This is a genomic window from Pseudomonas sp. FSL R10-2189 (assembly GCF_009600325.1).
In the GTDB taxonomy this organism is placed as follows: domain Bacteria; phylum Pseudomonadota; class Gammaproteobacteria; order Pseudomonadales; family Pseudomonadaceae; genus Aquipseudomonas; species Aquipseudomonas helleri.
The window spans coordinates 1-25,571 of the sequence record NZ_WIVZ01000019.1 but is presented as its reverse complement, the minus strand read 5'-3'; the positions used below and the strand labels follow the sequence as shown (position 1 = coordinate 25,571).

General features: G+C 59.1%; 23 protein-coding genes. 12 read left to right on the top strand and 11 right to left on the bottom strand.

The genetic code is table 11. From position 1 onward, the window contains the following. Nucleotides 1-21 precede the first annotated feature (21 nt). Together GHO32_RS14875 and GHO32_RS14870 are read left to right on the top strand one after the other, a co-directional pair. Nucleotides 22-459, top strand: a complete 438-nt coding sequence (locus GHO32_RS14875) for a hypothetical protein (RefSeq protein ID WP_048369716.1) — start codon at nt 22-24, stop codon at nt 457-459. Then, nucleotides 456-860 carry an META domain-containing protein gene (locus GHO32_RS14870; protein WP_153333864.1) on the top strand — a complete coding sequence of 135 codons (405 nt, stop codon included), beginning with the start codon at nt 456-458 and terminating at the stop codon, nt 858-860. The genes GHO32_RS14875 and GHO32_RS14870 overlap by 4 nt, the downstream gene beginning before the upstream one ends. A gap of 189 nt (nt 861-1,049) precedes the next feature. Here the strand turns inward: GHO32_RS14870 and GHO32_RS14865 are convergent, their stop codons facing one another. Further along, nucleotides 1,050-1,511 carry a TlpA disulfide reductase family protein gene (locus tag GHO32_RS14865; RefSeq protein ID WP_048369713.1) on the bottom strand — a complete coding sequence of 154 codons (462 nt, stop codon included), beginning with the start codon at nt 1,509-1,511 and terminating at the stop codon, nt 1,050-1,052. Nucleotides 1,512-1,635: 124 nt separating this feature from the next. Here GHO32_RS14865 and arsC point away from each other — a divergent pair, with 124 nt between their 5' ends. Genes arsC through GHO32_RS14850 form a run of 3 tightly spaced genes read left to right on the top strand, consistent with a single transcriptional unit; the run spans nt 1,636 to nt 2,991 of the window. Continuing rightward, nucleotides 1,636-1,989, top strand: a complete 354-nt coding sequence (gene arsC / locus GHO32_RS14860; RefSeq protein WP_153333862.1) for an arsenate reductase (glutaredoxin) — start codon at nt 1,636-1,638, stop codon at nt 1,987-1,989. Continuing rightward, entirely contained in the window at nt 1,986-2,591 is a 606-nt protein-coding gene (gene wrbA / locus GHO32_RS14855; protein ID WP_048386760.1) for an NAD(P)H:quinone oxidoreductase, read from the top strand. Before arsC ends, wrbA begins: the two co-directional genes overlap by 4 nt. Then, complete coding sequence (locus GHO32_RS14850) at nt 2,584-2,991, top strand: DUF2069 domain-containing protein (protein ID WP_368668469.1); 408 nt, start codon at nt 2,584-2,586, stop codon at nt 2,989-2,991. Before wrbA ends, GHO32_RS14850 begins: the two co-directional genes overlap by 8 nt. An 11-nt stretch (nt 2,992-3,002) precedes the next feature. Here the strand turns inward: GHO32_RS14850 and GHO32_RS14845 are convergent, their stop codons facing one another. After that, nucleotides 3,003-4,139: a DSD1 family PLP-dependent enzyme gene (locus GHO32_RS14845; protein ID WP_153333858.1), complete on the bottom strand. Its 1,137-nt coding sequence runs from the start codon at nt 4,137-4,139 to the stop codon at nt 3,003-3,005. 96 nt (nt 4,140-4,235) lie between these two features. Between GHO32_RS14845 and GHO32_RS14840 the strand changes: the two genes are divergently transcribed. Next, nucleotides 4,236-5,144 carry a LysR family transcriptional regulator gene (locus tag GHO32_RS14840; protein WP_153333856.1) on the top strand — a complete coding sequence of 303 codons (909 nt, stop codon included), beginning with the start codon at nt 4,236-4,238 and terminating at the stop codon, nt 5,142-5,144. 52 nt (nt 5,145-5,196) lie between these two features. After that, nucleotides 5,197-5,823: a transcriptional regulator gene (locus GHO32_RS14835; protein WP_153333854.1), complete on the top strand. Its 627-nt coding sequence runs from the start codon at nt 5,197-5,199 to the stop codon at nt 5,821-5,823. Here the strand turns inward: GHO32_RS14835 and GHO32_RS14830 are convergent. The 4 genes from GHO32_RS14830 to ttcA all read right to left on the bottom strand — a co-directional run bounded on the left by GHO32_RS14830 (nt 5,776) and on the right by ttcA (nt 8,828). After that, nucleotides 5,776-6,183 carry a RidA family protein gene (locus tag GHO32_RS14830; protein WP_153333852.1) on the bottom strand — a complete coding sequence of 136 codons (408 nt, stop codon included), beginning with the start codon at nt 6,181-6,183 and terminating at the stop codon, nt 5,776-5,778. The two genes, GHO32_RS14835 and GHO32_RS14830, sit on opposite strands and share 48 nt — an antisense overlap. A 30-nt stretch (nt 6,184-6,213) precedes the next feature. Next, nucleotides 6,214-7,179 (bottom strand): threo-3-hydroxy-L-aspartate ammonia-lyase, encoded by a 966-nt coding sequence (locus tag GHO32_RS14825; RefSeq protein WP_153333850.1) that lies wholly within the window; start codon nt 7,177-7,179, stop codon nt 6,214-6,216. Nucleotides 7,180-7,276: 97 nt separating this feature from the next. After that, nucleotides 7,277-7,948 (bottom strand): DNA-3-methyladenine glycosylase I, encoded by a 672-nt coding sequence (locus tag GHO32_RS14820; RefSeq protein ID WP_153333848.1) that lies wholly within the window; start codon nt 7,946-7,948, stop codon nt 7,277-7,279. A 55-nt stretch (nt 7,949-8,003) separates the two neighbouring features. Continuing rightward, nucleotides 8,004-8,828, bottom strand: a complete 825-nt coding sequence (gene ttcA, locus GHO32_RS14815) for a tRNA 2-thiocytidine(32) synthetase TtcA (protein ID WP_153333846.1) — start codon at nt 8,826-8,828, stop codon at nt 8,004-8,006. 266 nt (nt 8,829-9,094) lie between these two features. Here ttcA and GHO32_RS14810 point away from each other — a divergent pair, with 266 nt between their 5' ends. Together GHO32_RS14810 and GHO32_RS14805 are read left to right on the top strand one after the other, a co-directional pair. Next, nucleotides 9,095-9,697 (top strand): Yip1 family protein, encoded by a 603-nt coding sequence (locus GHO32_RS14810; RefSeq protein WP_153333844.1) that lies wholly within the window; start codon nt 9,095-9,097, stop codon nt 9,695-9,697. Nucleotides 9,698-9,848: 151 nt separating this feature from the next. Next, nucleotides 9,849-10,343: a SprT family zinc-dependent metalloprotease gene (locus tag GHO32_RS14805; RefSeq protein ID WP_153333842.1), complete on the top strand. Its 495-nt coding sequence runs from the start codon at nt 9,849-9,851 to the stop codon at nt 10,341-10,343. 48 nt (nt 10,344-10,391) lie between these two features. On the opposite strand, the gene GHO32_RS14800 is transcribed toward GHO32_RS14805, so the two are convergent. The 3 genes from GHO32_RS14800 to GHO32_RS14790 form a co-directional block, all read right to left on the bottom strand. Next, entirely contained in the window at nt 10,392-11,729 is a 1,338-nt protein-coding gene (locus tag GHO32_RS14800) for a dicarboxylate/amino acid:cation symporter (RefSeq protein WP_153333840.1), read from the bottom strand. A 423-nt stretch (nt 11,730-12,152) separates the two neighbouring features. Then, nucleotides 12,153-13,499, bottom strand: coding sequence for an ATP-binding protein (locus GHO32_RS14795; protein ID WP_153333838.1), 1,347 nt, complete (start codon nt 13,497-13,499; stop codon nt 12,153-12,155). Beyond that, nucleotides 13,496-14,173: a response regulator gene (locus tag GHO32_RS14790; protein ID WP_048369693.1), complete on the bottom strand. Its 678-nt coding sequence runs from the start codon at nt 14,171-14,173 to the stop codon at nt 13,496-13,498. The genes GHO32_RS14795 and GHO32_RS14790 overlap by 4 nt, the downstream gene beginning before the upstream one ends. A gap of 146 nt (nt 14,174-14,319) precedes the next feature. Between GHO32_RS14790 and GHO32_RS14785 the strand changes: the two genes are divergently transcribed. After that, entirely contained in the window at nt 14,320-15,057 is a 738-nt protein-coding gene (locus tag GHO32_RS14785; protein ID WP_153333836.1) for a 4'-phosphopantetheinyl transferase, read from the top strand. Nucleotides 15,058-15,086: 29 nt separating this feature from the next. On the opposite strand, the gene GHO32_RS14780 is transcribed toward GHO32_RS14785, so the two are convergent. Continuing rightward, nucleotides 15,087-21,707: an NEL-type E3 ubiquitin ligase domain-containing protein gene (locus GHO32_RS14780; RefSeq protein ID WP_178113894.1), complete on the bottom strand. Its 6,621-nt coding sequence runs from the start codon at nt 21,705-21,707 to the stop codon at nt 15,087-15,089. Between the two features lie 119 nt (nt 21,708-21,826). Further along, complete coding sequence (locus GHO32_RS14775) at nt 21,827-22,090, bottom strand: short-chain dehydrogenase (protein WP_153333832.1); 264 nt, start codon at nt 22,088-22,090, stop codon at nt 21,827-21,829. Nucleotides 22,091-22,418: 328 nt separating this feature from the next. Here GHO32_RS14775 and GHO32_RS14770 point away from each other — a divergent pair, with 328 nt between their 5' ends. Further along, nucleotides 22,419-24,173 (top strand): ATP-binding protein, encoded by a 1,755-nt coding sequence (locus tag GHO32_RS14770; protein WP_153333956.1) that lies wholly within the window; start codon nt 22,419-22,421, stop codon nt 24,171-24,173. Nucleotides 24,174-24,176: 3 nt separating this feature from the next. Beyond that, nucleotides 24,177-25,502, top strand: coding sequence for a sigma-54 dependent transcriptional regulator (locus GHO32_RS14765; protein ID WP_153338254.1), 1,326 nt, complete (start codon nt 24,177-24,179; stop codon nt 25,500-25,502). Nucleotides 25,503-25,571 lie beyond the last annotated feature (69 nt).

Below are 25,571 nucleotides of genomic sequence, written 5' to 3'. Positions count from 1 at the left end.
AGCGGCCTATTTGGAGGACCCATGGTCGAACACGATTTCCGCTACAACCTGCTTAGCCCGCAGCACACCTTGATTGAATGCCGCGCATTGATGCCGGGCCGTTATCAAGTCACCGGCAACGGCGGCTCCATTCAGCACGGCGACGTACTGATCGTGACCCTCAAAGGCAGCAAGGACTTGTCCATGCGCCTGAACGTCGAAAAAGTGCGTCACTTGATCAACCCGCGCGGTCAGTGGGTGGCCGTGGCCAACGGCCCGGTATTCGGTGAGCTGGCGATTCATGAATGGCAAGTCAACTGTGACGGCTGCGCCAAAGAACTGAAATTCGAGTTCGCGGTCGACGCCAAACTGGGCACCAAGGCCCAGAAACCTGCAGCCAGCGCGCGGATTGCCGAGTTGGGCTGGAGCACTGAAGGCAGCAAGCACCTGTGCCCGCAATGCCAAAAGGCTGCGCTATGAAACGCGGGTTCCTGCTGGCCATGCTGGGCGCCAGCCTGGTGGGTTGCGCAGGGCACTCCGCGCAATTGCAGCGCAACCATGCTTACGTGGTCGAATGGATTGGTGAGCGTCCGTTGATGGACTACAGCCACCTGACCGTGACCTTCGACGAAAGCGGCCGCGCCTATGGCAATGGCGGTTGTAACCACTGGTTTGCGTCGTACACCCTGGACGGTGACAAGCTGACCTTTGGCCCGGTCGGCAGCACCCGCAAAGCCTGCGCCCCGGCGTTGATGGAGCAAGAACAACGGTTCTTCAAGGCCTTGCAGACAGTCGAACGCTGGGACATCTCGCCGATTGAGCAAGTACGTTTCTGGCCGGCTAATGGCCTGCCGTTGCGGCTGTGGCCTGAAGATAGCTGACCCGTAGGCTGCGATCTATTAACCTTCAACATCAAAAGATCGCAGCCTGCGGCAGCTCCTTGTATCGCGTCACCCTGTAGTCGCTGACGAGGCACGAAGGCTGCGATGGGTTGCGCAGCGACCCCAAAACCCTCTCAACCCCCAAGATCAAAAGATCGCGAGGCAAGCTCGCTCCTACAAGGGCACTGCCTAGCCCTTCAATTCCTTGAGCTTGGCCAGGATCCCCGCCGCGGTTTGTTCGCCCAGCAACTGGGCGCGGACTTTGCCCTTGTCATCGATGATGTAGGTCACCGGCAAGGCTTCACTGCGCGGCAGGTCAAAGGTGTCGGCCGGGTCTTGGGCCAAGACGGTAAAGGTGATGCCCAGCGCGGTGCTGGCATCGTTCAGTTCTTTGCCCTGCAGACCGTCAAAGTTAACCCCGAACAAACCCACCGATTGCCCCTGCAACTGGCCTTCCAGCGCATTCAGCTCGGGGATTTCAACGCGGCACGGCCCGCACCATTCGGCCCAGTAGTTGATCACTTTCCATTGTTTGTCCAGACGTTCGGACGCGACCTTCTCTCCATGTTGATCGACCCCGTAATCATTCCCGCACCCGGCGAGCAATAACGTAGCGGCGACGGCAGTGGCCGCCAACAGTCGCTTGAACATGTGCTGTTCCTTCTCATTTAAGCCAACAAAAGACATTAACAGGCGACCAATGACCGCACACGGTTCAGACACGCCTGTGAGGCGGGTAGAATACCCGCCACCTTACGCAAGAAGCGACCCGCTCATGACTGATCTGACGCTTTATCACAATCCGCGCTGCTCTAAATCACGCGCTGCACTCGAAATTCTCGAAGCCCGTGGCCTGGCACCGACCGTGGTGCGCTACCTTGACACCCCGCTGGAGGCCACGCAACTGCGCAGCCTGCTGGGCAAACTGGGCCTCAGCGCACGCCAATTGCTGCGCTCTGGCGAAGACGAATACAAAGCCTTGAACCTGGCCGACGACAGCCTCAGCGAAGAGCAACTGATCGCGGCAATGGCAGCCCACCCCAAGCTCATCGAACGGCCGATTCTGGTTGCCGGTGACAAAGCAGTGATTGGCCGACCACCGGAAAAGGTTCTGGAGATCCTGCCATGAGCGCGCCTTATATCCTGGTGCTGTTTTACAGCCGCCACGGTGCCACCGCCGAAATGGCCCGACACATTGCTCGCGGCATTGAGCAAGGCGGCATTGAAGCGCGCCTGCGCACCGTACCGGCGATCTCCACCGAGTGCGAAGCCGTGGCCCCGAGCATTCCTGAGGACGGCGCGCTGTACGCCAGCCTCGATGACCTGAAAAATTGCTCAGGCCTGGCGCTAGGCAGCCCCACCCGCTTCGGCAACATGGCTGCGCCGCTCAAGTACTTTCTGGACGGCACCAGCAACCTGTGGCTGACCGGCGCGCTGGTGGGCAAACCCGCAGGCGTGTTCACCTCCACTGCCAGCCTGCACGGCGGCCAGGAAACCACGCTGCTGTCGATGATCATGCCGTTGCTGCACCACGGCATGCTGATCACCGGCCTGCCATACAGCGAGTCGGCGCTGCTCAACACCACCGGTGGCGGCACGCCGTACGGCCCGAGCCATCACGCAGGGGCTGACGGCAAGCGCAAGCTGGATGAACACGAAATCGCCCTGTGCCGGGCGCTGGGGCTGCGCTTGGCGGCTACCGCCCAGAAGCTGGAGAGCCCGCGTGGCTAAAAAGCCCAAGGTGTTGCCGCCGATCGAGTGGCTCACGCCCCGCGTGCGGTTGATGCGCGGGGTCAGCCTGGCGTGCTTTTTAGGCCTGATCGGTTTGTTGTGCGTGTATTACCTGGTATTCGCCAACCTGCACGGCGCACGCCCTTGGGTGATCTTGCTGATTGAGCTGGTGCCACTGCTGATCCTCGTGCCCGGCATGCTCAAGGGCAGCCCCCGCGGGCACTCGTTCACCTGCTACGTGGTGAACTTGTACCTGCTCAAAGGCGCGCTGGCGGCATTCGATCCGAACCGGCAACTGTTCGGCCTGCTGGAAATCGCCGCCAGCGTGGCGGTGTTCGTCAGTGCGCTGCTGTTTGTGCGCTGGCGCTACCAGTTGGATCGCCGCCTGGCGGGTGAGTAAGCGCCAAATACTCACCAGCCGTTGTGGCGGGGCCATGGGCGGGCCTCGCCGCGTTCATCCAGCGCCTGATAAGCCGAATACTGCGCGCCTGTCGCGCAGGCATGGTTGGGCAACACACGCAGGCGGGTGCCGATCGGGAAGCGCTGCTCAATGTCGACGTTCTGGCCTTTTTCGAAAGACGCCACGCCGTGTTCCTGGTTGGCCGAGCGCAATTGCAGCCCTTCGATAAGTTCGCCCGCGCTGTCGCACACCAGCCCATAGCCATAATCGCTCGCCTGGGACTGCGTGCCACGGTCGCGGCTCATGGCCATCCAGCCGGAGTCGGTGATGATCCAGCCCTTTTCTGCCTGATGGCCGATCACCGTGGTCAGCACGCTCAAGGCCAATTCGTCGAGGCGGCACACGCCGACGTTATGCATCACCAGATCAAAAAACACGTACACCCCGGCCCGCAGTTCGGTCACGCCCTCCAGGTGCAGCGCCGACAAAGCCGTCGGCGTCGAGCCCACGCTCACCTCCGGGCAGGGTAAACCCGCAGCGCGAATAGCCTCGGCGGCCTTTACGCATTCAGAGCGTTCAAGCTCGGCAATCGCCTGCAAGGCCTCCAGGGTGTTCAGGCTGTAGCTCTCCCCGGCATGGGTCATCACCCCTTTGAGCACCGCGCCCCCTGTGTGCAGGATGCGCGCAATCTCGACCAGCACCGGGTCATCGCTGCGTACACCAGAGCGGTGGTGATCGCTGTCTATTTCGATAAAAACGTCAAACGACTCGCCCTGCGCACGACCGAACTCGGTGATCGCCTTAGCCCCGGCCACGCTGTCGGTGATTATCGTCAGCCCGCAGCCCGCGCGGCGAAGGGCCAGGGCTTGGGTGAGTTTGCCCGGCGCCATGGCCACGGCGTAGAGAATGTCGGTGATGCCCTGCTGAAAAAACGCCTGGGCCTCTTTGAGTGTGGACACCGTTATGCCCTGGGCGCCCGTCGCAACTTGCGCCTCAACCACCGCCGCGCACTTGCTGGTTTTGACATGCGGGCGCAAGCGCACCCCCAAACGGTCAGCTTGCGCCTGCATGCGCTGAATGTTGCGCTGCATGCGGGTGACGTCGATCACTGCTGCGGGGGTATCGAGGGTGTCAATGCAAGCCGTCATTAAAGTGCTCTCTTGGGTGTCTGTGAGCGTGCAACTGTAGGATGTACGGTATATTTTTGGTTAACGTTCACTTAATCACTTATTAAGAATTGCTTAATGATCACATTCTCCGACCTGGAACTGGTGACCACCCTTTGCGACTCCGGCTCGTTAAGCGAAGCGGCGCGCAAGCTGCGGGTCACCACGGCGGCGCTGTCCATGCGCCTGCGCAAGCTGGAAGCGCAACTGGGCCTCAAGCTTGCCAGCCGTGACGCAAGGCGCCTGGTGCTGACTGAAGAAGGTGAACGCATGGCCGAGGAAGGGCGTCGGCTGCTGAGGTCCCTTGAAGAGCTGTCGGATTCGATGGTGGCCGACGACGAACGCCTGCAAGGGGTGATCCGCCTCTCGGCGCCGTTTGGCTTTGGCCGGTTGCGCATTGCTCCGTTGCTGGCCCGGTTTGCCAAACTGCACCCCAAGCTGCGGGTTGAGCTGGACCTGCAAGAAGCCCCCTGGCCTGACCGTAACCATTGCGATGCAATCATCCATATCGGTCCGGTCAGTGACAGCTCATGGACCGCCCACACGCTGGCCTCCAATGAACGCTGGCTGTGTGCCAGCCCCGCGTACTTGAAGCAGCACGGCACACCGCAAACGCCGGAAGACTTGCTGGCGCATCGCTGTATTTGTATTCGTGAAAATGCCGATCACGCCACGCTCTGGCACCTGAGCCAGGGCCAGCAACACAAGTCGCTGCGCATTCTGGCGGCCATGGTCAGCAATGACGGGGCTGTGGCGCGGCGCTGGGCCGAGCAGGATCTGGGCCTGGTGTTGCGCTCGCAATGGGACGTGGTCGACTCGATAGCCCAAGGCAGCCTGACCCACGTGCTGAGCGACTGGGCGTTCGACACCGCGCCGATTTTGCTGCTTATCCCGCCGCGTAAAAACAGGTCGCGCAAAGTCCAGGCGCTGGCCTCGTTCCTGAATGAGTCATTCAAATCCAAAGGCCCGGAGAAAAGCCGCGCCTAGGCTGTTATCGTCCCCTCATTGAAACCGTTTATTGACGCTGGAAATCTTCGACATGAAGCGCACTACCCCCGAGCAACTGGCGCTCATCAGTCAGATGGAGCACATCGCAGAAGGCTTGAGCCAAACGTTCAGCCCCTTTTGCGAGGTGGTTTTGCATGATCTGCGCGACCCCGAGCATGCCATTCTGGCCATTCACAACAACCTGTCCGGCAGGGCCGTCGGGGACCCGGCAACCGAGCTGGGGCTGGCGCGCATTGCCGACCCCGCCTACCCGCAGGTGATTGCCAACTACCCCAATCAGTTCAAGGACGGTCGCCAGGTCAAGAGCACCTCGATCGGCATAAAGGATTCTTCGGGGCGTTACGTGGCCGCGCTGTGCATGAACATCGACCTGACCCTGTTCAAAGGGCTGCAGAGCATGCTCGAGCAGTTCGGCGCCTTTCACGGCGAACGCCCGCACGAAACCCTCGAGCCCAGCGGCGCAGAGACCATCCGGGCACGGATTGATCAGTTTGCTGCGCGCCTGGCCACCACGCCCCGCACCCTCAAGGCGGCTGACCGCAGAGTGCTGCTACAGGAACTGAAAGACGCGGGCCTGCTGGACATCAGAAAAGCCATGGAGACCGTGGCTTCACACCTCGGCGTGTCCCGCGCCACTGTTTACAGCGACACGCGCTAAGGCCTCAATTTCGACCAAGTAACCATGATGCAACTCGGGCACCGGCACCACGGCACGTGCCGGGCGGTGGCTGCCCAACCGCTGCGCGTAGACCTGATCAAAGGCCGGCCAGTGCTGCACACCGGCAACGTAAACGGTCACTTTGAGCAAATCACTCGGCTCGCCGCCCGCCGCCTTGAGAATGGCCAGCAGGTTATTCAGCGCAATCTGTGCCTGCTCAGCAAACGACGCGTCGAGGTTGTGAGCGCCAGAGGGGCTAACCGGCAGTTGCCCCGAGATATACAGCGTGCCTTGGTGGCTTATGGCTTGCGAATAATGGCCAGCCGGGGGCGACGCCGCATCAGTGCTTATGATGTTCATGAATCACCTGCGTGAGAGAGCGTTGGGGGTTCAGGACTGCAGAAGTGTGCCGAGTTTCTCGATGTCGATATTGCCGCCCGTAATCATCACGCCGACACGCTGCCCCTGAAGCTCAGCCTTGTATTTTCTGACGGCCGCCAACCCCAGGCAGCCGGTGGGTTCGACCACCATCTTCATGCGCTCAGCAAAGAACTTCATGGCCCAGACCAGCTCTTCATCGGTCACCGTGACGATCCGGTTAACACCGTTGAGGATAATCGGGAACGTGTACTGCCCCAGGTGCTGGGTTTGCGCACCATCGGCGAGGGTGTCGGGGGTATCAATGTGAACAATCACCCCTGAATTGAACGACTGCTGACCGTCATTGCCGGCCAGCGGCTCAACCCCGATCAGGGTGCAATCGGGTGACAGCGCGCGAGTCGACAGCGTGGTACCCGAGAGCATGCCGCCACCGCCCAGGCCGACAAACAGCGCGTCCAGTGGGCCGACACTGTCGAACAGTTCCTTGGCCGCCGTGCCCTGCCCGACCAATACGTCCGGGTGATCGTAGGACGGGATCAACGTCATGCCGCGCTCAGCGGCCAACGCCTTGCCGATCGCTTCGCGGTCCTGGGTGTAACGGTCGTAGAAAATCACCTCGGCGCCGTAGCCCTTGGTTGCCGCCACCTTGGCTGCGGGGGCATCCGTGGGCATGACAATGATCGCCGGGACCTTCAGCAACGACGCTGCCAGCGCGATGCCTTGGGCGTGATTGCCCGAAGAGAACGCAACCACGCCGCCCTGGCGCTGAGCCTCAGTGAATTTAGCCAGCGAGTTGTAGGCGCCCCTGAACTTGAAAGAGCCGGTGCGCTGGTAGTTTTCGCATTTGAAAAACACCTGCGCGCCGATGTCGTTATCAAGCGTGCGCGAGGTCAGAACAGGGGTCACGTTGGCGACCCCTTCGAGCCGCTTCGACGCGTCGATGACCGCTTGATAGGTGGGCAGAGTGATTGGCATAGCGGCAGGTCCTCGACGAGTGAGCAGACCCAGACATATTATCCAGAATCAGACAAACCGTAAACAACCTGACAAACCGTCTATCACTACCCCATGGTCAGTGATTCACGGTAAACGCCAGCATCTGCGACAACTGGCACATCGGCCGACCGCTTTCAGCGTGCCACTGGTTGAAAGCATCTTGCACAATCGCCAGGTCGCGCAGGCTGGTCGGTACTTTATCGACCAGCTTCTGTGCATTGAGCGCCGCCACAACGTCATAGCTCGGCACAAAAGTGTCTTTGCCGACCATGCGCAAGAAGCGTGGCGCCGACAGGCCGCCCAACTGGTTACCGTGTTTGGACAGGTACTTCCACAAGCCAACAATGTCGGTCACCGGCCAATCGGCGATAAACGCGCCGAAGCTGCCGTGTTCGTGGGCAATGTCGAGGATCAGCTGGGCATTGCGCGGCACGCTCTTGAGCTTGCCCAAGTGGCGAATGATCCGCGCGTCCTGCATCAGCCGCTCCAGGTGCTCAGCGCCCATCAGCACGACTTTTTCCGGGTCGAAGCCAAAGAACACTTCTTCAAACACCGGCCACTTGGCGTCCACCACGCTGTGCTTGAGCCCGGCACGAAACACCCGCAGCGCCAGGGTCGACAGGTAACGGTCGTCCGGGATCTGGCGCAGTTGAGCAGGCGTGCGAGGAACGGGCAACTCGGCTTCCAGCGCGGCGGACGAACCAAAACGGTTCAAACAATATTCGTGCAGCCATTTGTAGTCGCGCATGCCCTCTCCTCTGGGTCAGTGGGGTGTCACATGGGGTTCAGAGCCGTGAGCGGGCTTAGAGGTTCAACAGATTAACGAAACGCGGGGTCGCGGTTTCGTCGATCTTCAGGCTGGCAAAGTCGAACAGGTTGCGGTCCGCCAGTTGCGACGGGTTCACGTGTTGCAGGCTGCGGAAGATGCTTTCGGTGCGGCCCGGGTTCTTGCGTTCCCACTCTTGCAGCATGTCTTTGACCACCTGGCGTTGCAGGTTTTCCTGCGAGCCGCAGAGGTTGCACGGAATAATCGGGAACTGCTGCAAATCCGAGTAGGCCTGAATGTCCTTCTCGTTGCAGTACGCCAGCGGGCGAATCACCACGTTACGCCCGTCGTCGGAGCGCAACTTGGGCGGCATCGCCTTGAGGGTGCCGTTGAAGAACATGTTGAGGAAGAACGTCTCGACGATGTCATCACGGTGATGACCCAAGGCCATTTTGGTCGCGCCGATTTCGTCGGCGAAGGTGTACAAGGTGCCACGGCGCAGGCGCGAGCACAGCGAACAGGTGGTCTTGCCTTCCGGAACCAGTTCCTTGACCACCGAGTAGGTGTCTTTTTCGACGATGTGGTACTCAACGCCCAGCGACTTGAGGTACGCCGGCAGAACCTCTTCCGGGAAGCCCGGCTGTTTCTGGTCCATGTTCACGGCCACGATCGAGAACTGGATCGGCGCGACCTTTTGCAGGTGCAGCAGCATATCCAGCAACGTGTAACTGTCTTTGCCGCCCGACAGGCACACCATCACCTTGTCGCCGTCTTCAATCATGTTGAAGTCAGCCACCGCCTCACCGGTCAATCGGCGCAGGCGTTTCTGGAGTTTAAGTTGAGAGACCGAGAGAGTGCCCATAGCGCTTCAATTCCGCGAGTTAAGACCAAAAGCCGGGCATTTTACTTAAAAAAACCGCGCACACGAACCCCCGCCCCCACTTAGACCACATCGCGATAAGCCTGGACCTAACAAAGTGATTAGCGCTAAAGGACTAGGGCGGTCCGGTACAAGGGTTTCTATACTCAATTCAAGGCCCTGCACGGGCACACCAGAGACGTGTGTGCCCGTGCGCGGCTGCGGGAACCCCTACCAAGGACGATGCGTTTGAAACAGGAGTGAGCGCCATGATCCATCACGTTCTAGGTCTCTTTATCCACCCTGATCAAGAGTGGCGCGAGATCCGTGTCGACGCCGAAAAAAGCGTCAGCCGCATGTACTTCACCCACACCTTGATCCTGGCGGCGATCCCGGTGGTTTGCGCGTTTATCGGCACTACTCAGGTGGGCTGGAAGATCGGCGGTAATCCGCCGGTCATGCTCACCCTCGACAGCGCGCTGTGGATGAGCGCCTTGTCTTACCTGGCGATGCTGGTGGGCGTTGGCGTCATGGCGAGTTTTATCCACTGGATGGCCCGCACCTACGATGCCGTGCCGAGCATGGCCCGCTGCGTGGCGTTTGCCACCTACACGGCAACGCCCTTGTTTATTGCCGGGCTCGCGGCGCTGTACCCGCAAATGTGGTTGGCGCTGCTGGTGGGCACGGCGGCCATTTGCTACACGGTGTTCCTGTTGTTCGTGGGCGTACCGACCGTGATGAACATCGACCCGGATGAAGGTTTTTTGTTTTCAAGCTCGATCCTGGCCGTGGGTCTGGTGGTGTTGGTGGCGATTATCGCGTTCAGCGTGATCGTTTGGGGGCTGGGGATTGGGCCGACGTATATCTCCTGAGCCTGCTTTAAAGGTGCTCGCGATTTTTTGAAGATCAAAAGATCGCGAGGCAAGCTCGCTCCTACAGTGAGGGGGCAGACCATTCAGCGCGAAGCGCTTCGGAACCCTTTCCGCTTGCGGCATAATCGCCGCCTCTGGAGACCCGAACCGCATGCCCGAGTTACTCAACACCCGCGTCGAAGACTGTTTCAAACAGGCCGAAGTGTTTTTCAAGCGGCCCTTCAAGCGCCCTATAGTCAGCTTCAAGCTGCGCGGCCAAAAGGCCGGAGTTGCCCACTTGCATGAGAACCTGCTGCGTTTCAACCCGCAGCTGTATCGAGAAAACAGCGAAGACTTTCTCAAGCAAACCGTCCCCCACGAAGTGGCACACCTGATTGCCCACCAATTGTTTGGCGACCGTATCGCGCCCCATGGCGAGGAATGGCAGTTGATCATGCGCGGGGTTTACGAGTTGCCGCCCAACCGCTGCCACACCTACACGATCAAGCGACGCACCGCAACGCGCTACATCTACCGCTGCCCATGCCCGGACAGCGATTTCCCCTTCAGCGCCCAGCGCCATAACCTGGTCAAGCAAGGCCGGCGCTATCTGTGCCGCCGCTGCCGCCAGACGCTGGTGTTCAGTGGCGAGGCCCGGGTCGAATAAAGCCCATAAAAAAACCCATCCGAAGATGGGTTTTTCAGGCGCTTCGCGTTACTTCATGACCTGTGATGGCATCTGGCCTTCAGCAACCAGTTGATCGTCTTCTGGCAGGGTGTTGTCCAGCGGGCTGCCGCCCGACGCCAGCTCGCGCTGCATCACGTCGACGTCCAGCTCTTTCACCCACTTGGCAACTACCAGAGTCGCTACTGCGTTACCGATCAGGTTGGTCAGGGCACGGGCTTCGGACATGAAGCGATCGATACCCAGAATCAGCGCCAGGCCAGCCACCGGCAAGTGGCCTACAGCCGACAGGGTCGCCGCCAGTACGATAAAGCCGCTACCGGTGACACCCGCCGCCCCTTTGGACGACAGCAACAGCACCAGCAACAGGGTGATCTGGTGGGTGATGTCCATGTGGGTGTCAGTGGCCTGAGCAATAAACACGGCCGCCATGGTCAGGTAGATCGAGGTACCGTCGAGGTTGAACGAGTAACCGGTCGGGATCACCAGACCCACTACCGACTTCTTAGCACCCAGACGCTCCATTTTCACCAGCATGCGTGGCAGTGCCGATTCCGACGAAGACGTACCCAGTACGATCAGCAGTTCTTCACGGATGTAGCGGATCAGCTTGACGACGCTGAAGCCGTGAGCGCGTGCGATGCTGCCCAGCACCAGCAGTACGAACAGTACGCAGGTCACGTAGAAGCAGATCATCAGTTGACCCAGCTGAACCAGCGAGCCCACACCGTAAGCACCGATGGTGAACGCCATGGCGCCCAGTGCACCCAGTGGCGCCAGCTTCATGATCATGTTGATGATGTTGAACATGACGTGAGCGAAGCGGTCGATGAAGTCCAGTACCGGCTTGCCGTAGGCACCCAGGCGGTGCAGGGCAAAGCCGAACAGGACCGAGAACATCAGCACTTGCAAGATGTCGCCATTGGCAAACGCACCGACGATGGTCGACGGGATCACGTTGAGGATGAAGCCAACGATGCTTTGATCGGCGCCTGCTGTCACGTAAGCCGCGACTTTAGAGGCATCCAGCGTGGACACGTCGATGTGCATGCCAACACCTGGCTGCACCACGTTAACCACCACCAGACCAATGATCAGGGCCAGGGTCGAGACAATTTCAAAGTACAGCAACGCATAACCACCGGTCTTGCCAACCGACTTCATGCTCTGCATGCCGGCGATACCGCTCACCACCGTACAGAAAATAATGGGCGCGATAACCATCTTTATCAATTTGATAAAGCCATCGCCCAACGGTTTAAGCGCAACACCGGTTTCAGGGTAGTAATGGCCCAGCAAGATACCGATAGCAATCGCTACGATTACTTGCACATACAGAGATTTGTACAGTGGCTGACGAGTCGTCATTGCAAAGTTCCTCAAGTGCATCACACCGTCGTCATTCCATCCGGGACGGCTGATACCTAAAGCGCGAACCCTCCTGTACTTGGAGGGATTTGTTGTTTCGAGCTGCTCTATCGGCAACTCTCGCAACACTCTTTGCAAGCCACGGGCCACTTTGCACAAAACCGCTGCAATGGCTTATTGCACGGGCATTTGTAGGAAATTGACTATACGCTTTGTAGGACAATGCTTGGCGGATTTCCGCCCTTTGGCGGGTTTTCGGCAGGCGAAATGGCGGATACCCGCCTGATGAATTCGAAGCCCATCTCTGTAGCTACAGTGTGGGAGCGGGCTTGCTCGCGATGCAGTCAACCCGGTATGCCTGTTACACGTTGTCGATCCAATCGCGAGCAAGCCCGCTCCCACACAGGTCAAGTGCGCTTAAATTCACACTGTCGAAAAGCGAATCCGGAACGCAGCGCCACCCAGCGGTGAGTCGTCCAGGGTCAGTTGGGCGTCGTAGCTTTCGATGATGTCTTTAACCACCGCCAACCCGATGCCCTGCCCCGGATGCTGCCGGTCCAGCCGTTCGCCACGCTGCAAAATACGCGCGCGCTGGTCGAGGGGCACGCCCGGCCCGTCATCTTCTACGCACACTTCAATGCCCAGAGCATTTCGATGCAGGCTGACCCGCACTTGCCGCAGGCACAGCCGGTAGGCGTTTTCCAGCAGGTTACCGAGCAACTCCAGCAAGGCGTTCTGTTCAATCGGCACATGGCTGAGCGGGGCAATGTCGTAGCTGACCTTGACCTGCTTGTCGCGATAGACCTTGTCCAGTGTGTTGCACAGGCTTTCAACCACCGGCAGCAGTTCAACCTGATGGCGCACCAGACCACTTTTACGCAAGCTGGCCCGCTGCAATTGATAGCTGATTTGCTGGTTCATGCGTTCAATCTGGGTTTGCAGCACTTTGGCCTGTTCACGCTCGGTGGGGCGTTGCGCCATGCTTTCACTTACACCCTGCAACACCGCCAGCGGCGTTTTCAGGCTGTGGGCCAGGTCATCCAGAGAATCTCGGTAGCGCGAACGCTGCTCACGTTCGCTTTGCAGCAAACGGTTCAGCGAGCCGGTTAAACGCAGCAATTCGCGAGGATGCTGCTCGCTCAAGCTCTCGCGTTCGCCGGTTTCGATTTCATCCAGTTCCTGACTTAAGCGCCGCAATGCCTGTAACCCCCACGTCAGACCGATCCACAACAACGCCAGCAAAACAAATAGCGCCGCGCCAAAGCCCAGGTAAAGGTTTTCGCGCAGTCCGGCGAGTGTCAGGTTGTATTCGCGCATGGGTTGCAACGCCACAAAGCTGAACGCGGCCGTTCGACCACCCAGCGATTTCACCTCAACGTCGTAGACAAAGAACTCTTCGCCGCTGTCTTCACGAATGCTTGCAAACTCATTACCGCGCCCGTCGTAACGAGGCTTGTAATTGATGTTTTCTTCTTGCGTGGCCCGTGAACGCCACACCAGGCGACCGTCGCGGTCATAGATGTAGCCCAGCAAGCGACTGTCCGGCAGATTGAGTTCCTCATCCGGCAACAAGGTCGGCATTTTGAGGTGGTTTTTTTCAACCTTCGCCGCCGAAATCAGCGTTGTCACATCAGAGGCCAGGCGCTGCTCAATGGCATCTTTGAGGGCAAGGCTAAACGCACCTTGCATGGCCGGCAGCAGCGCGAGCATAAAAAGGACGGCCAACAAGGTGGCCGCCAGCATTAACCGAACGCGAAGTGAACGTATCAACGACAGCGCTCAGTAAACAGGTACCCCAAGCCGCGTACCGTGTCGATTGGCTTAAAGCCGCTTTCCCCCTCAAGCTTGCGACGCAGGCGCCCGACCAGCACCTCGATCACATTCGGATCACGTTCCTCGTCATCCGGGTACAGCTGTTCCATCAGTCGGTCCTTGGCCACCACTTGCTGATGATGGCGCATCAGGTATTCCAGAATCCGGTACTCGTAGGCGGTCAGTGGCAACGGCTTGTCGTCCAGCACTGCTTGTTTGCGATTGATGTCGAGCACCAACCCACCCGCGACGATGGTCGACTGGGTGAAACCGCTGGAACGACGCAACAGCGCATTAAGACGGGCCTCAAGCTCTTCGAACTGGAACGGCTTGACCACGTAATCGTCGGCACCGGCCGCCAGCCCTTCGACTTTGTCTTGCCAGTTACCCCGCGCGGTGAGGATCAGGATCGGGAAGGTCTTGCCCCGCGCCCGCAACTGACGAATCAATTCCAGCCCGCCCATACCCGGCAAACCCAAATCAATCATCGCCAGATCGTGATTGAACTGCTCGGTCTGGTACAACGCCTCATCGGCATTGGCCACCGCCTCGACCACATGGCCGCTTTCAGTCAGACGGGTTTGCAAGTGATGGCGCAACAGCGCCTCATCTTCAACCACCAGCAATTTCATCGCGCTCTCCCAAGCCTTTCGCGTCACTAAGGACGTGAGTCCACCACCTATACATTTACCAGCCTAGCCTTTACAGAATAAGGCGTAGGCCCTGAACACACTCTGAACAATTGCACCGCCTGCACAAGGCCAGCAGAATGCACGCCATGAATAAATCTCCAGACTTGCCAGCCTGTTGCACGCCGCTTGGTTGCGACTGGCCATTGCCCCTTGCGCTGCCCGGCAGCGTATGGCGCAGCACCGCGTTCAACCCGGCGCAACTGACCCCGGACGACTTTACCCGCAGCGGCCTGGACGTGCCTGCGAGTATTCAACGATCAGTGGCAAAACGCCAAGCCGAATTTCTGGCCGGCCGCCTGTGTGCCCGTGATGCGGTGCTGCACCTGGACGGCACCCGGGCAACACCGGCCATCGGTGAAGACCGCGCCCCCGTGTGGCCGCAGCACATCAGTGGCGCCATCACCCACAGCCAAGGCCGTGCGGCGGCGCTGGTGGCGCTCAAAAGTGACTGGCGGGGGTTGGGCATCGACCTCGAAAACAGGCTCAGCCTTGATCGCGCTCAACGTTTGGCCAAAGAAATCCTCACCCCCAATGAGCTGCAACGCATGGCCGCAGGCCCGGTTGAGGACCAGGCACTGGTGGTCACGCTGACGTTTTCGATCAAAGAAAGCCTGTTCAAGGCCTTGTACCCGCTGGTGCACAAGCGCTTTTACTTTGAGCACGCCGAAGTGCTGAGCTGGTCAAAAAACGGCCAGGTGCGCTTGCGGCTGCTCACGGACTTGTCTGAAGAGTGGCATCAAGGCAAAGAGCTTGAAGGGCAATTTGCCTTGATGGATGAGCAACTATTGAGCGCCGTTGCGATTAAAGCGTCCTCTGCCCTGTAAACAGGGGGATGGCTCCCCCTGCCACACGATCAACTCGGTGAGTTGTAGGCCTGCAACGTCAATTCTTCAATCAACCGGTTGATCTGTTGATCTCTTGCCAGCGTAAGCTCGCTCCCCCTCTGCAACTCGACCTCATCAGACAGGCCGGTCTCTTCGGTAAGTTTCGTGTAGTCGCGCTGGTAGTCGGCCTCGATGGCGGCAAAACGATCCGCATAGGTGTTAAGCAAAAAGTTTCGCCAGAATTTTTCCTGCATGATGGCGTGCATAAACGCCGGGCTGCCCTCCATCGCCAAGACAGTATCTCGTGCAGCGGTAATTTGCTGAGCTGAGACACCAGCAATGGTCGCATACAGCATCGTCCTCGCCCGGGTCGGCAAATCAAGGGGCTGCGCCAGCTCAACGCGGTAGAACAGGATCACTTCAGCAGCATCAGGATTGCCCCCAGCAGCCACGCGCCGGGCCACTTCAGCGGCTGAGAGCAGATCAACCTGGCGTAACCGGAACAAACGCCTGGCCAGGCTGAACAGCTCGGCGCCCCGCTGCGCCTCGCCCACATTGTTTAACGCCTCATGAACCAGGACTTCCACTTCCATGTTTTCCAGGAGCACCATGGCCCCGTCCCCGCAGCTTCGCTCTTCACGGAAAACCCTGTTCAGCAGGGTTTCGCGCAGCGCAGTATTGGCCAGCATTTGATCAATCAGTGTCCATACCCGGTGCACCAGGTTTGCCCAGTCCTGAGCACTCCTTTGATTGCGACTATCCACAAACAGCGCAAGGGTCTCGAAAAAGTCCCTGACGTTACCCCCTGCACCTTGCAGCAATTGCCATTGCTGCGTTCTGGCCGAGGTTTGAGCTTGTGTCTCGCCGAGTGGCAACCACGGCGAAAGATCACTCGCCGCCCTCTGTAATTGAGCGTTACGGGTAAGCACATTAATGTTGTGCGAAATCGTCGGCCCGTAGCCAAAATCACTGTGGCCTGAGGCTGAATAAGCAATAAGACGATCACGGGTTGGAGCATCAAACGGGTTTCCGGAAATGGAGGTCGAGCGGTTCGCACCAACCGTCCATTGCGGCTCAAACACAGCGTCAGGGATGGTCGTCATCGCATTGTCTCTCAGGTTCGCCCACTCGATATGAGGCAGCGCCCATAAACCATTGGGCCACTGGCTAATACCCGTATTGCTCAGGTCCAGACTGTGCAAATCAAGCATCTGACTGACGTCCGGGCTGATGCCCAGAGGGTTGCCACTCAGACTCAATGCCCGCAAGTTCGAAAGATTCGCCAGTTGCTGTGCCGTTTCTGGCGTGAGGGTGATGCGGTTGTCCATCAGCTCAAGTGAGGTCAGCTGAGACATTTCGGCAATCGCGGCAGGCAAACGGTCGATACGATTATTTGACATGTCCAACAGGCGTAAGTGGATGAAACTGGCGAGAAACTCATTTGAACCACTGCGCAAGTTCATCCCCTCCATCTGCAATGCGCCAACGTGGCTGAAATCACCGCTGATGGCAGGAAGTTCACCGATATCCAGGCCAGACAAATCGAGTTCAAAGCCTACGATGTCACCCGTATCTTCCATCACAGAGAGGTCGCTTTCGCGGCGCCAGGCACTCTCGATCCTCGCCCTCGCCTGCGCACGGTGGCCAGGCGCCGCTACGCCCACGTGGCTCGTGCCGTAGGGATACAGCTGGATTTGTTCCCAGACACTCAGTTCGCCTTGCAGCATTTGAAATTGACTACGCCTTTGTACAAGTGCCGCCTCACGCTCGACTGGCGTTGCGCCTAACGTATCGAGGAAGTTGATCGTGTCTTCATAGTCCATGCTCGGGTACAGGTCCCGCGCCTCGCGGATCAGCGACAAGGGATGAGTGGCGTTATCCAGCGTTACCGTTAACGGGTAAACCGTAAACTCACGATCAACATTCATCGGGGGTTTGCGCGGCGGTGCGAGCGGCTCAAGCCCCAGCAGTTTTTTCAGATTGGCCCGGTGTGCGATAGCCAGCGCCTGAATCTGTTGATTCAGGGTGTGCGTATCACTGGCATCTTTGATACCAATCGCTGACCGTTCAGCGGGCTCCAGCGCATGCAGAATGGACGACAACAAATTATTGCCATTCACAGACTCCGGGTTAACCGGTTGGCCTTCACGTGACCAGGCGCGGTAACGGCCATCGTGCAGGACCAAAACTCGCGGGGCCAAGGCATCGTCAGCACCAATTCGATCAAGCACTTGGCCGGTGACACTGGCGTCACGCACTTCGATACTCACTTCACCCGGCCACCCCGGTAGCGACTTCAACAGATGCAGCGTGAGCTTTTCGCTGTCCGGCGTCGCCGTAGCGTTCAAATACAAGCCTTCGTAGGCGCGAGCCAGCCGGACTTCTTTGGCCGTCCATTGAAGCTGCTCGGTGACACGCGGCGGCACCAGCCCTTTGTCCAGGTAATGAATGCGCTCATGTCGCGAGGCATGAAGGAGCACGTGTTCAATAACGCTTTTGGGTAATTGCGGGTGCTGCTTTTGCACCAGTTGCACGTGCGGATCTGCACTGTGCTCCTGATTCTCGTAGATCGATCTGAACAGATTGGCTTCACGTTTTAACGCGTGGGCGGCGATTTTCTTTGCCAGGGCGAGTATCCGGTTTTCAATGATCGGATCGTACCCCCCCAATAGCGCACGGGAGTCGACCTCATTCAGGTTCATCAGCAAGGTGCGCAGGAACCGGCCATTGCGCTGGGCATCTATTGAAATCCGGATACTCGGCAAGGCGCTGCCCAGATCAGCACCGTACTCCTTCATGACCGCGCCTTGGGCATCGGTAATGTGCAGGACTTTGTCACGGGGCCAGCCCGGCAGGCTTTGAATCAGCAGCAGTTGAAAATCGCCGTTCGCTTCAGACAGCGTGTGATGGGCCTGCATGTTTTTAACAAAGTCATTGATGTCTTCCTCAATCTTGAAACGCTTCCAGGTGTCCATCAATAAAGGCGGCGGCGCGAGGTTATTCATGTGCACACGGCGCAACACCCCTTCATCCGTGTGGCTCACCGTCATAATCTGGCGCCCCACCTCATCGCTGACAGTGGACCGCTCGGCACGCAGGCGGCGCAATAACTTAAGCCCCTCCCACTGTTGCGGCCTCTCGGTTTGCAAACGCCAGGCGCCCTTATAGTTGTGTTCCAAAATAGGGGTGTTCACGCCCGGCTTATCGGGATGCTTCATGCGCCACTTGTGAATCACGTGGTCATACCCAACTTGATAGACCGCGCCATACAAGGCCACGTAAGCCTTGCCCTGGATCTCGTAAAGCCCCAGCTCACCTGGCGGTTGATTACGGGCCAATGACACGCGGCGCTCATACTGGGCCGTGGTGGTGTCCCACAGGTTCACCTCACCATTGGCCTGGCGATTGGCACGCATGGCATCCCCCAGGGTTTGGCGCAAACCGTCGATACCAGCGTCAGTTACACCTACTGTTTGACGCTCTTCATGGCTCAAAAACTGCCTGAGGGCCAGGAAAAAACTATCAGGGGTCTGGGAGTACGTGACTGACTCACCACTGCGCAGATCAGTGGTTTGATAATCCCCATGACCCAGATGGGTCAGTACCACGGTGGTGTCATCTGGCCCAGTGGCAACAGGGGCTGACAATGAGGGCGTACGGGTTGCATCCACGACCACCAACTCGCGACCCAGCTTGTCGTGCAAGACTCCACGGGCAAACTCACGTGCCCAAAGATCACCATCGGGGTTAAAGGCACGACGGTGATACAGCGTGTCCAGGGCCTGATCCACCCGCAGTTTTGTCTTTAAGCGCTCGGCGGCGTAGTCAAACGCCAAAGGCTGGGCGTTATGCTCCAGCGCCCGTGTTACGGCGTAAGCATTGAACGGATGAGCCACCAGCAACATCTCCAGGCTCTCTATCGACAACGACGGGTTGAGCTCGTGCAGCTTGGCCAGCAACGCCGTGGTCGACTCCGACAGCGGGGGGCAGACCAACGGCAAATACTGTTTGGCCGGGGCTGAACTGGCTACCGGATCACTGCGCTTGTGCCCTTCCAGCACGGTGAGGGCTTTGAACAGCAAGGTTTTGTCGTCACGAGCCAGGTTAGCTATTTGCTCACGCACCGAGGCAATTCGCCCGGTGTGACTGATCTCGGGGTTGGCGTTGCGCCCAAGAGCAGAGGTGGCCGGCAGTTGTTCAAGAATCAAGCTGAACATCTGCTCCACCTGGGCGCTGCCCTGGGTGGCATCGTGCCTGGCGACATACGTGCCATGATCCAGACGCTTGAGTTCGACATGGTGCTGAAAGGTTCCGGCCTGCGGGTCCTGGCCATACCTTTCGACCCACTGGCCCTGCTGGTTGAACACATCCAGCACGGTATCGGCCGGCCAGTCAGGCAACTGGGTCAACAGGGCCAGCACGGCACCGTCCGCGTTGGCCGGCATTTCTCCGCGCAGCGGCAACTCGTTGATGATCCTGTCGATCAACTGGTCCGCGTGCAAACGGCGAACGCCTTCGGCCAACGGGCCCGATATCAGCTCGCCTTGCCAGACGTTGAGCAACTGTTCGCGGGTGGTGCCGGTAATGTCCAGCATCCGCTCAATACGCCCTTGAGCCACGTCAGCCACGTCACCGGGCAACATGCGCTGCAACAGCTGTGTGTCGCCCAGCGCTTGAACATCGTCCAGCGCCAGATGCCACACCTGGTGCACGGGGTCGTATTTCACGGCAGGCGTGAAGGCTTGCGCAGTGTCTGCTTTGAGCGCGTAGTGCTGGGCCTTTGGATCGAAGGTGACCTCGACCGCCACCGTCTGATCGCCCTCCTGCACCTTGGCGTAAACCTTGCCATCACGCTCATACAGCCCATCGCTGTTGGGTGTCAGATTATCGAGCGCTGCCAGGTGCGGGTAAGCCGTCAACTGCGGACTCCACAGCTCTGCCGTACCGTCCACTTTGATGACTTTGCGCGGCTGGCCCAAGGTGTTCCACAGCTTGCGCATCCGTTGACGGTGCACCTTGGCGGCCACCCCGATCAACCGCGCATTGATCAGCAGGTCGGCGGTGTCGGCCATCGCACTGGCGAAGGTCGTGGACTCGCCTTTAACGGCCTCTTTCACACCCTGCACAACGCTGTAGGCCAGCGAACCGAACACAGCGACCTGCATAATCGTATTGAGCCCCAACACACCACCCGGCAAGGGTGTGGTCAGCAAGCCGAGTACCTCATTGCCGAGATCGCTCAGGGCCTCTTTGAACGCTTGCCAATCGCGCACGGATTTAGGGGTGGCCAGTTGGCTAAGGTTTGAGCGATAACGCTCCAGATGGCGTTGAGTAATGGCCTGGACAATGGGTAACGAGTCGCTCTCGTACACTTCAACATACAGTTGCAGGCTGTCCAGGTTGGGCTCGGGAAATACACCTTTAAAACCGTCATACAGAATACCCGCCAACCATGTGAGGCCTTTGGGCCTGGGCTCCTGACTCAACAATTGGCTGAAATAGCCCAAATCTTTCAACCCAAGCTGGCGCATAAACCAGCCTAACTGGCCTTTACCATAGTCACTTTTGAGCTGATCACGAAACTGTGTAAACGCGCTGGGTACATCCTGGTGCCAGCGCAGAGCGCCCCCCAAACGCTGCGGAAAATAGCTGAAGACGCCCCTTTCATCCTCCACCTTGATGATGAACAGCGGGAGGGGCACCTCACCTGTACCCACGTAATCGAAGATCTCTACAGTAGGGCCAAACAACAAACTGCGGTTTTCGTTTTCACCTGGTTGCCCATATAAAAGTCTGGATTTCTTGGTCGCACTCATTGATACGGGCCAGATGTGCGGGGCTCTGTCGCCCTTTAACATAGCGGCCAACTTGCCATGCTCACGCTGAAATATTTTTGCATACAAACCGTTTCGTAACGCTTCCAGCAACTCGAATTCAAAACTGGCACGCACCGCCACCTGCGTGCGCAGGGTCAACGACCCATGGGTGCCGACGGCCTCATCCAGTGCGGCATGCAACTGAGTACCTAAATCAAGCTGACGCACAATCGCAATAAACGGCCCCGCCGGTTGCCCTTTTAAATCGCTGTTGTAGTCAATATGGCTCGCCTGTTCATAGCTAAACGGCTTGAGCAGCACGGAATCGGTGCGATAGCTGAAGTTCTCACACGCGGCATCCCACAAGGACACAGACTTCACGTGTTCTTTAAATCTGGACTCGTCCACTGCGCGTTTGGTACGGGGTGGAGTAAAGGTGAATTTGGATTCCTGAGCAGCGCTTTGATGCCCACCGATTCGCGCCAAATACTCTACAAAGTCCTCCTCTACATCTTCACGGTAGCGCGTATAAATCCGCGCCTGTTCGGGGTCGATATCCGCCCCCAAAAGTGTTTTCAGCTCGCGCTTGAGCTGTGCCAAATGAGTGGCCTTGAACGTATCTTTTAGGCGCGCAAGTTCCTGATCCAGGTCCTTTAGCGACTGTTCGCAGCGCTTGAACAGTTCGGGGTAGTGCTTTTTCTGTTCGAGCGTCAGTGAAGCGAAGTTCTCTTCATAAATGGCCGACACATGAGCGAGGGCTTCTTTCTGCGCCCACTGCGTACTGGACAGGAGCAACGGCGCACGTTGGCGAACCGCAGGTGATCGACTGGTCATGGACATGACTCCGTTGGAGGAATGCGCCAACGTAGCAACCCCACCTGCGGGACGTGCTGTACATAAGTAACGGCTTAAAAACGCAGCCTGTAACAGCGATCAATGCTTGGGGTCGGGAATCATTGCGCCTGCAAACGGCGCCCCAGCGCGTCCATCAAATCGCAGCCATCGCGCAACAACAGCGCCGCAGCCTGGGTGATGTGTTTAAGGTCGACGCTGTCAGCGTTAAAGCCCTCAAGGCGGCTCACGCTTTCAAGCAAATGCGTAACGGCCAAAATCCGCGCAGCGGCGTTGGCGTGAATCACATCGGGCGGGGTTTGGGTGTCGATCAACATGCACGGGATCAAGCAGTCGATGGCGGTCATGGGAATAGTAGTGCTCATAGAATGTAACCTCAGTAGTTCGCTAAGAGACCACCACCTCACCGTCGCCAAACGATCAGGTGGCAGCTGTACGCAGGTTGGCGAACCGAGAACTACTGAACCGGCAGACCCGAAGATCTCCCACGCACAGCTGCCATAACAGATTGTGCGCGTACGAAAACACCTGCAAATAGCACAGAGCCTTCGCACATAGTTCTACGAGTCGCCAAACCCGGTCGCCATAGGGGCGACCGGGGGACTATAGGCTTCAGGGTTGCGTGAGGCAAGGTATGAGCCCGAACCGCCGCCATGCTATGGTTTGCGCCCCCCATTCATGCCCCTGCCCCTTATGCCCGTGACTGCTCGCCACCTGCGTCTGGCCCTGTATACCCTGCTGATTGTGATCGGCGCCGCTCTGGCTGGCGGCTGGGCAATGCATCAGGCCGAGCGCCATGCCCTGGAAGAAAGCGCCAGGCGCGGGCCCGAGCAGCTCAACCTGTATGCCAATTCTCTGCACACCTTGATTGAACGCTACCGCGCCCTGCCCGCTGTGCTGGCGCTGGACACCGAATTGATCACGGCCTTGAGTGGCCCGATGACGCCCGAGCTGCAATGCGCACTCAACCGCAAACTGGAGCGCATCAACGGCGCGGCGAAGTCCTCAACCCTTGAGCTCATGGACCATACCGGGCTGGCCGTGGCGGCGAGTAACTGGAACACCGCCAACAGTTACGTCGGACACAATTACGCGTTTCGCCCCTATTTCAAGCAGACCCTGGTCGAAGGCACCGGCAGCTTTTATGCCGTGGGCGTGACCAGCGGCATCCCCGGTTACTTTTTATCCAGCGCCATTCACGATGCCCAGGGTACGTTTTTGGGCGCGATGGTGGTCAAGCTGGAGTTCCCGGAGCTGGAGCGCGAATGGAGCCATGGCAACGACATTTTGCTGGTGAGCGATGCCAAGGGCATTGTCTTTATCGCCAACCAGCCGGGCTGGCGCTATCGCCATTTGCGGCCGTTGTCTGATCAGGACCGCAGCGAAATCACCGTCACCCGCCAGTACCACAAACAGCCGCTGACGCCGCTGAACACCCGCACCTTGCGCAGCTTTGACGACACCAGTTTCCTGACCCGCACCGAGGGCCCGGACGGCTCGCAAGACTATTTGTGGGAGTCGCTGCCGCTCAGCGCCGAAGGCTGGACCTTGCATTTACTGCGGCGCCCGGACATCTCGGCCGAAGACCGCCGCAATGCCGCCCTCGCCGGGGTTGGCCTGTGGCTGACCCTGGTGTTTTTGGGGCTGTTTTTGCTGCAACGCTGGCGCCTGTCGCGGTTACGCCAGCGCAACCGTGCCGAGCTTGAGCAACTGGTTGAAGACCGCACCCGCGACTTGCGCACCGCGCAGGACGGCCTGGTGCAATCGGCCAAGCTCGCAGCGCTGGGGCAGATGTCTGCCGCGCTCGCCCATGAAATCAACCAGCCGCTCACTGCCCAGCGCATGCAGCTGGCGACCTTGCGCCTGTTGCTCGATCATGGCCGCATCGACGATGCCTACCAGGCCCTGGCGCCACTGGACAACATGCTCACGCGCATGGCCGCGCTCACCGGACACCTTAAGACCTACGCCCGGCAAAGCCCCAGCGGTCTGCGTGAAAAGCTCGACCTGGCGACTGTCGTCGACCATGCCTTGCACCTGCTGGAGCCGCGTTTGCAGGAACAAGCCATTGACCTGCACGTGGACCTCACGCGCCCGGCCTGGGTGCGCGGTGACGCGATTCGCCTGGAGCAAGTGCTGATCAACCTGCTGCGCAATGCACTGGATGCCCTGCGCGACGCAACGAACAAACGTTTGCAGATCCGCATCGAGGCCGATCAACAGGTCTGGCAGTTGACCGTCAGCGACAGCGGTGGCGGGATTCGCGAAGAACATTTGGGTAAAATCTTCGATCCGTTTTTCACCACCAAGCCGGTGGGCGATGGACTTGGGCTCGGGCTGGCGGTGTCTTACGCCATCGTTCACGAACTCGGCGGCCGCCTGACCGCCAGCAACCAGGGCGAGGGCGCGCTGTTTACGCTGACGCTGCCGATCGCACAGGACTCTTGAAGCATGCTCAATTCAGTGATCGTGGTCGATGATGAGGCCAGTATTCGCAGTGCCGTGGAGCAGTGGCTAAGCCTGAGCGGGTTTGCGGTGCAGCTGTTCAGTTGCGCCGAAGACTGCCTGCAGAAGCTGCCGCCGCACTTTGCCGGGGTGGTGGTCAGTGATGTGCGCATGCCCGGTATGGGTGGCCTGGCCCTGCTCAGCCAGTTGCAGCAACTGGACCCGGACCTGCCGGTGATTCTGCTGACCGGGCATGGCGACGTGCCGATGGCCGTCGAAGCCATGCGCGATGGCGCCTACGACTTTCTGGAAAAACCCTTCAGCCCCGAGGCGCTGCTCAGCAGCCTGCGCCGGGCCCTGGAAAAGCGCCAACTGGTCCTGGAAAACCGCCGTTTGCATGAACAGGCCGACCTGCGTGAACAGATTGACGGGCGCTTGCTCGGCGTGTCACGCAGCGTGCAGACCTTGCGCCGACAAATCATTGATTTGGCGCCCTTGCCGGTCAACGTGCTGATCCGTGGCGAAACCGGCAGCGGCAAAGAACTGGTCGCCCGTTGCCTGCATGACTTTGGCCCGCGTGCCGACAAACCGTTTGTGGCGCTCAATTGTGCGGCCATCCCCGAGCAACTGTTTGAGGCCGAGCTGTTTGGCCATGAAAACGGGGCATTCACCGGCGCCCAGGGCAAGCGTATTGGCAAGCTGGAATACGCCGACGGCGGCACATTGTTTCTTGATGAGATAGAGAGCATGCCCTTGGCCCAGCAAGCCAAATTGCTGCGGGTGTTGCAGGAACAAAAACTGGAACGTTTGGGCTCCAACCAGAGCATCCCTGTGGATTTGCGCGTGGTGGCCGCGACCAAACCGGATTTGCTCGACGAAGCGCGGGCCGGGCGTTTTCGTGAAGACCTAGCGTACCGCCTGACCGTGGCCGAACTGCGCCTGGCACCGTTGCGTGAGCGCCGCGAAGACATTGCCCTGCTGTATGAGGCGTTCGCCCGCCAGGCCGCAGAACGGCTGGGGCGCAGCGCCCCGCCGGTGTCCGGGCCGCAACTGGCGCATTTGCTCAGCCACCACTGGCCGGGCAATGTGCGCGAACTGGCGAACACCGCAGAGCGCCACGTGCTGGGTCTGGGCGAGCCGCAGTTCGAGGATATCGACGCAAGCCAGTCACTGGTCGCGCAGCAAGAAGCCTTTGAAGCGCAATGCTTGCGCGCTGCGTTGACGCGCCATAAAGGCGATATCAAGGCGGTGCTCAACGAACTGCAACTGCCCCGCCGCACCCTGAATGAAAAGATGCAGCGCCATGGCTTGGTGCGCGAAGCGTTTCTGTAGGAGGGGCCGCCCCGTCTTCGACGCCGCGCTGTCGCGCAGCAAACAGGACAGCGAGTATCTTCAGCATCC

Excerpts from the sequence above, each read along its gene's own strand:
- ttcA (WP_153333846.1), bottom strand. The coding sequence starts at position 8,828 with ATGGGCACTCTCTCGGTCTCTCAACTTAAACTCCAGAAACGCCTGCGC.
- GHO32_RS14845 (WP_153333858.1), bottom strand. The coding sequence starts at position 4,139 with ATGACGGCTTGCATTGACACCCTCGATACCCCCGCAGCAGTGATCGAC.
- wrbA (WP_048386760.1), top strand. The coding sequence starts at position 1,986 with ATGAGCGCGCCTTATATCCTGGTGCTGTTTTACAGCCGCCACGGTGCC.
- GHO32_RS14805 (WP_153333842.1), top strand. The coding sequence starts at position 9,849 with ATGCCCGAGTTACTCAACACCCGCGTCGAAGACTGTTTCAAACAGGCC.
- GHO32_RS14870 (WP_153333864.1), top strand. The coding sequence starts at position 456 with ATGAAACGCGGGTTCCTGCTGGCCATGCTGGGCGCCAGCCTGGTGGGT.
- arsC (WP_153333862.1), top strand. The coding sequence starts at position 1,636 with ATGACTGATCTGACGCTTTATCACAATCCGCGCTGCTCTAAATCACGC.
- GHO32_RS14765 (WP_153338254.1), top strand. The coding sequence starts at position 24,177 with ATGCTCAATTCAGTGATCGTGGTCGATGATGAGGCCAGTATTCGCAGT.
- GHO32_RS14780 (WP_178113894.1), bottom strand. The coding sequence starts at position 21,707 with ATGACCAGTCGATCACCTGCGGTTCGCCAACGTGCGCCGTTGCTCCTG.
- GHO32_RS14830 (WP_153333852.1), bottom strand. The coding sequence starts at position 6,183 with ATGAACATCATAAGCACTGATGCGGCGTCGCCCCCGGCTGGCCATTAT.
- GHO32_RS14785 (WP_153333836.1), top strand. The coding sequence starts at position 14,320 with ATGAATAAATCTCCAGACTTGCCAGCCTGTTGCACGCCGCTTGGTTGC.
- GHO32_RS14775 (WP_153333832.1), bottom strand. The coding sequence starts at position 22,090 with ATGAGCACTACTATTCCCATGACCGCCATCGACTGCTTGATCCCGTGC.
- GHO32_RS14825 (WP_153333850.1), bottom strand. The coding sequence starts at position 7,179 with ATGCCAATCACTCTGCCCACCTATCAAGCGGTCATCGACGCGTCGAAG.
- GHO32_RS14840 (WP_153333856.1), top strand. The coding sequence starts at position 4,236 with ATGATCACATTCTCCGACCTGGAACTGGTGACCACCCTTTGCGACTCC.
- GHO32_RS14820 (WP_153333848.1), bottom strand. The coding sequence starts at position 7,948 with ATGCGCGACTACAAATGGCTGCACGAATATTGTTTGAACCGTTTTGGT.
- GHO32_RS14800 (WP_153333840.1), bottom strand. The coding sequence starts at position 11,729 with ATGACGACTCGTCAGCCACTGTACAAATCTCTGTATGTGCAAGTAATC.
- GHO32_RS14770 (WP_153333956.1), top strand. The coding sequence starts at position 22,419 with ATGCCCGTGACTGCTCGCCACCTGCGTCTGGCCCTGTATACCCTGCTG.
- GHO32_RS14810 (WP_153333844.1), top strand. The coding sequence starts at position 9,095 with ATGATCCATCACGTTCTAGGTCTCTTTATCCACCCTGATCAAGAGTGG.
- GHO32_RS14835 (WP_153333854.1), top strand. The coding sequence starts at position 5,197 with ATGAAGCGCACTACCCCCGAGCAACTGGCGCTCATCAGTCAGATGGAG.
- GHO32_RS14865 (WP_048369713.1), bottom strand. The coding sequence starts at position 1,511 with ATGTTCAAGCGACTGTTGGCGGCCACTGCCGTCGCCGCTACGTTATTG.
- GHO32_RS14875 (WP_048369716.1), top strand. The coding sequence starts at position 22 with ATGGTCGAACACGATTTCCGCTACAACCTGCTTAGCCCGCAGCACACC.
- GHO32_RS14790 (WP_048369693.1), bottom strand. The coding sequence starts at position 14,173 with ATGAAATTGCTGGTGGTTGAAGATGAGGCGCTGTTGCGCCATCACTTG.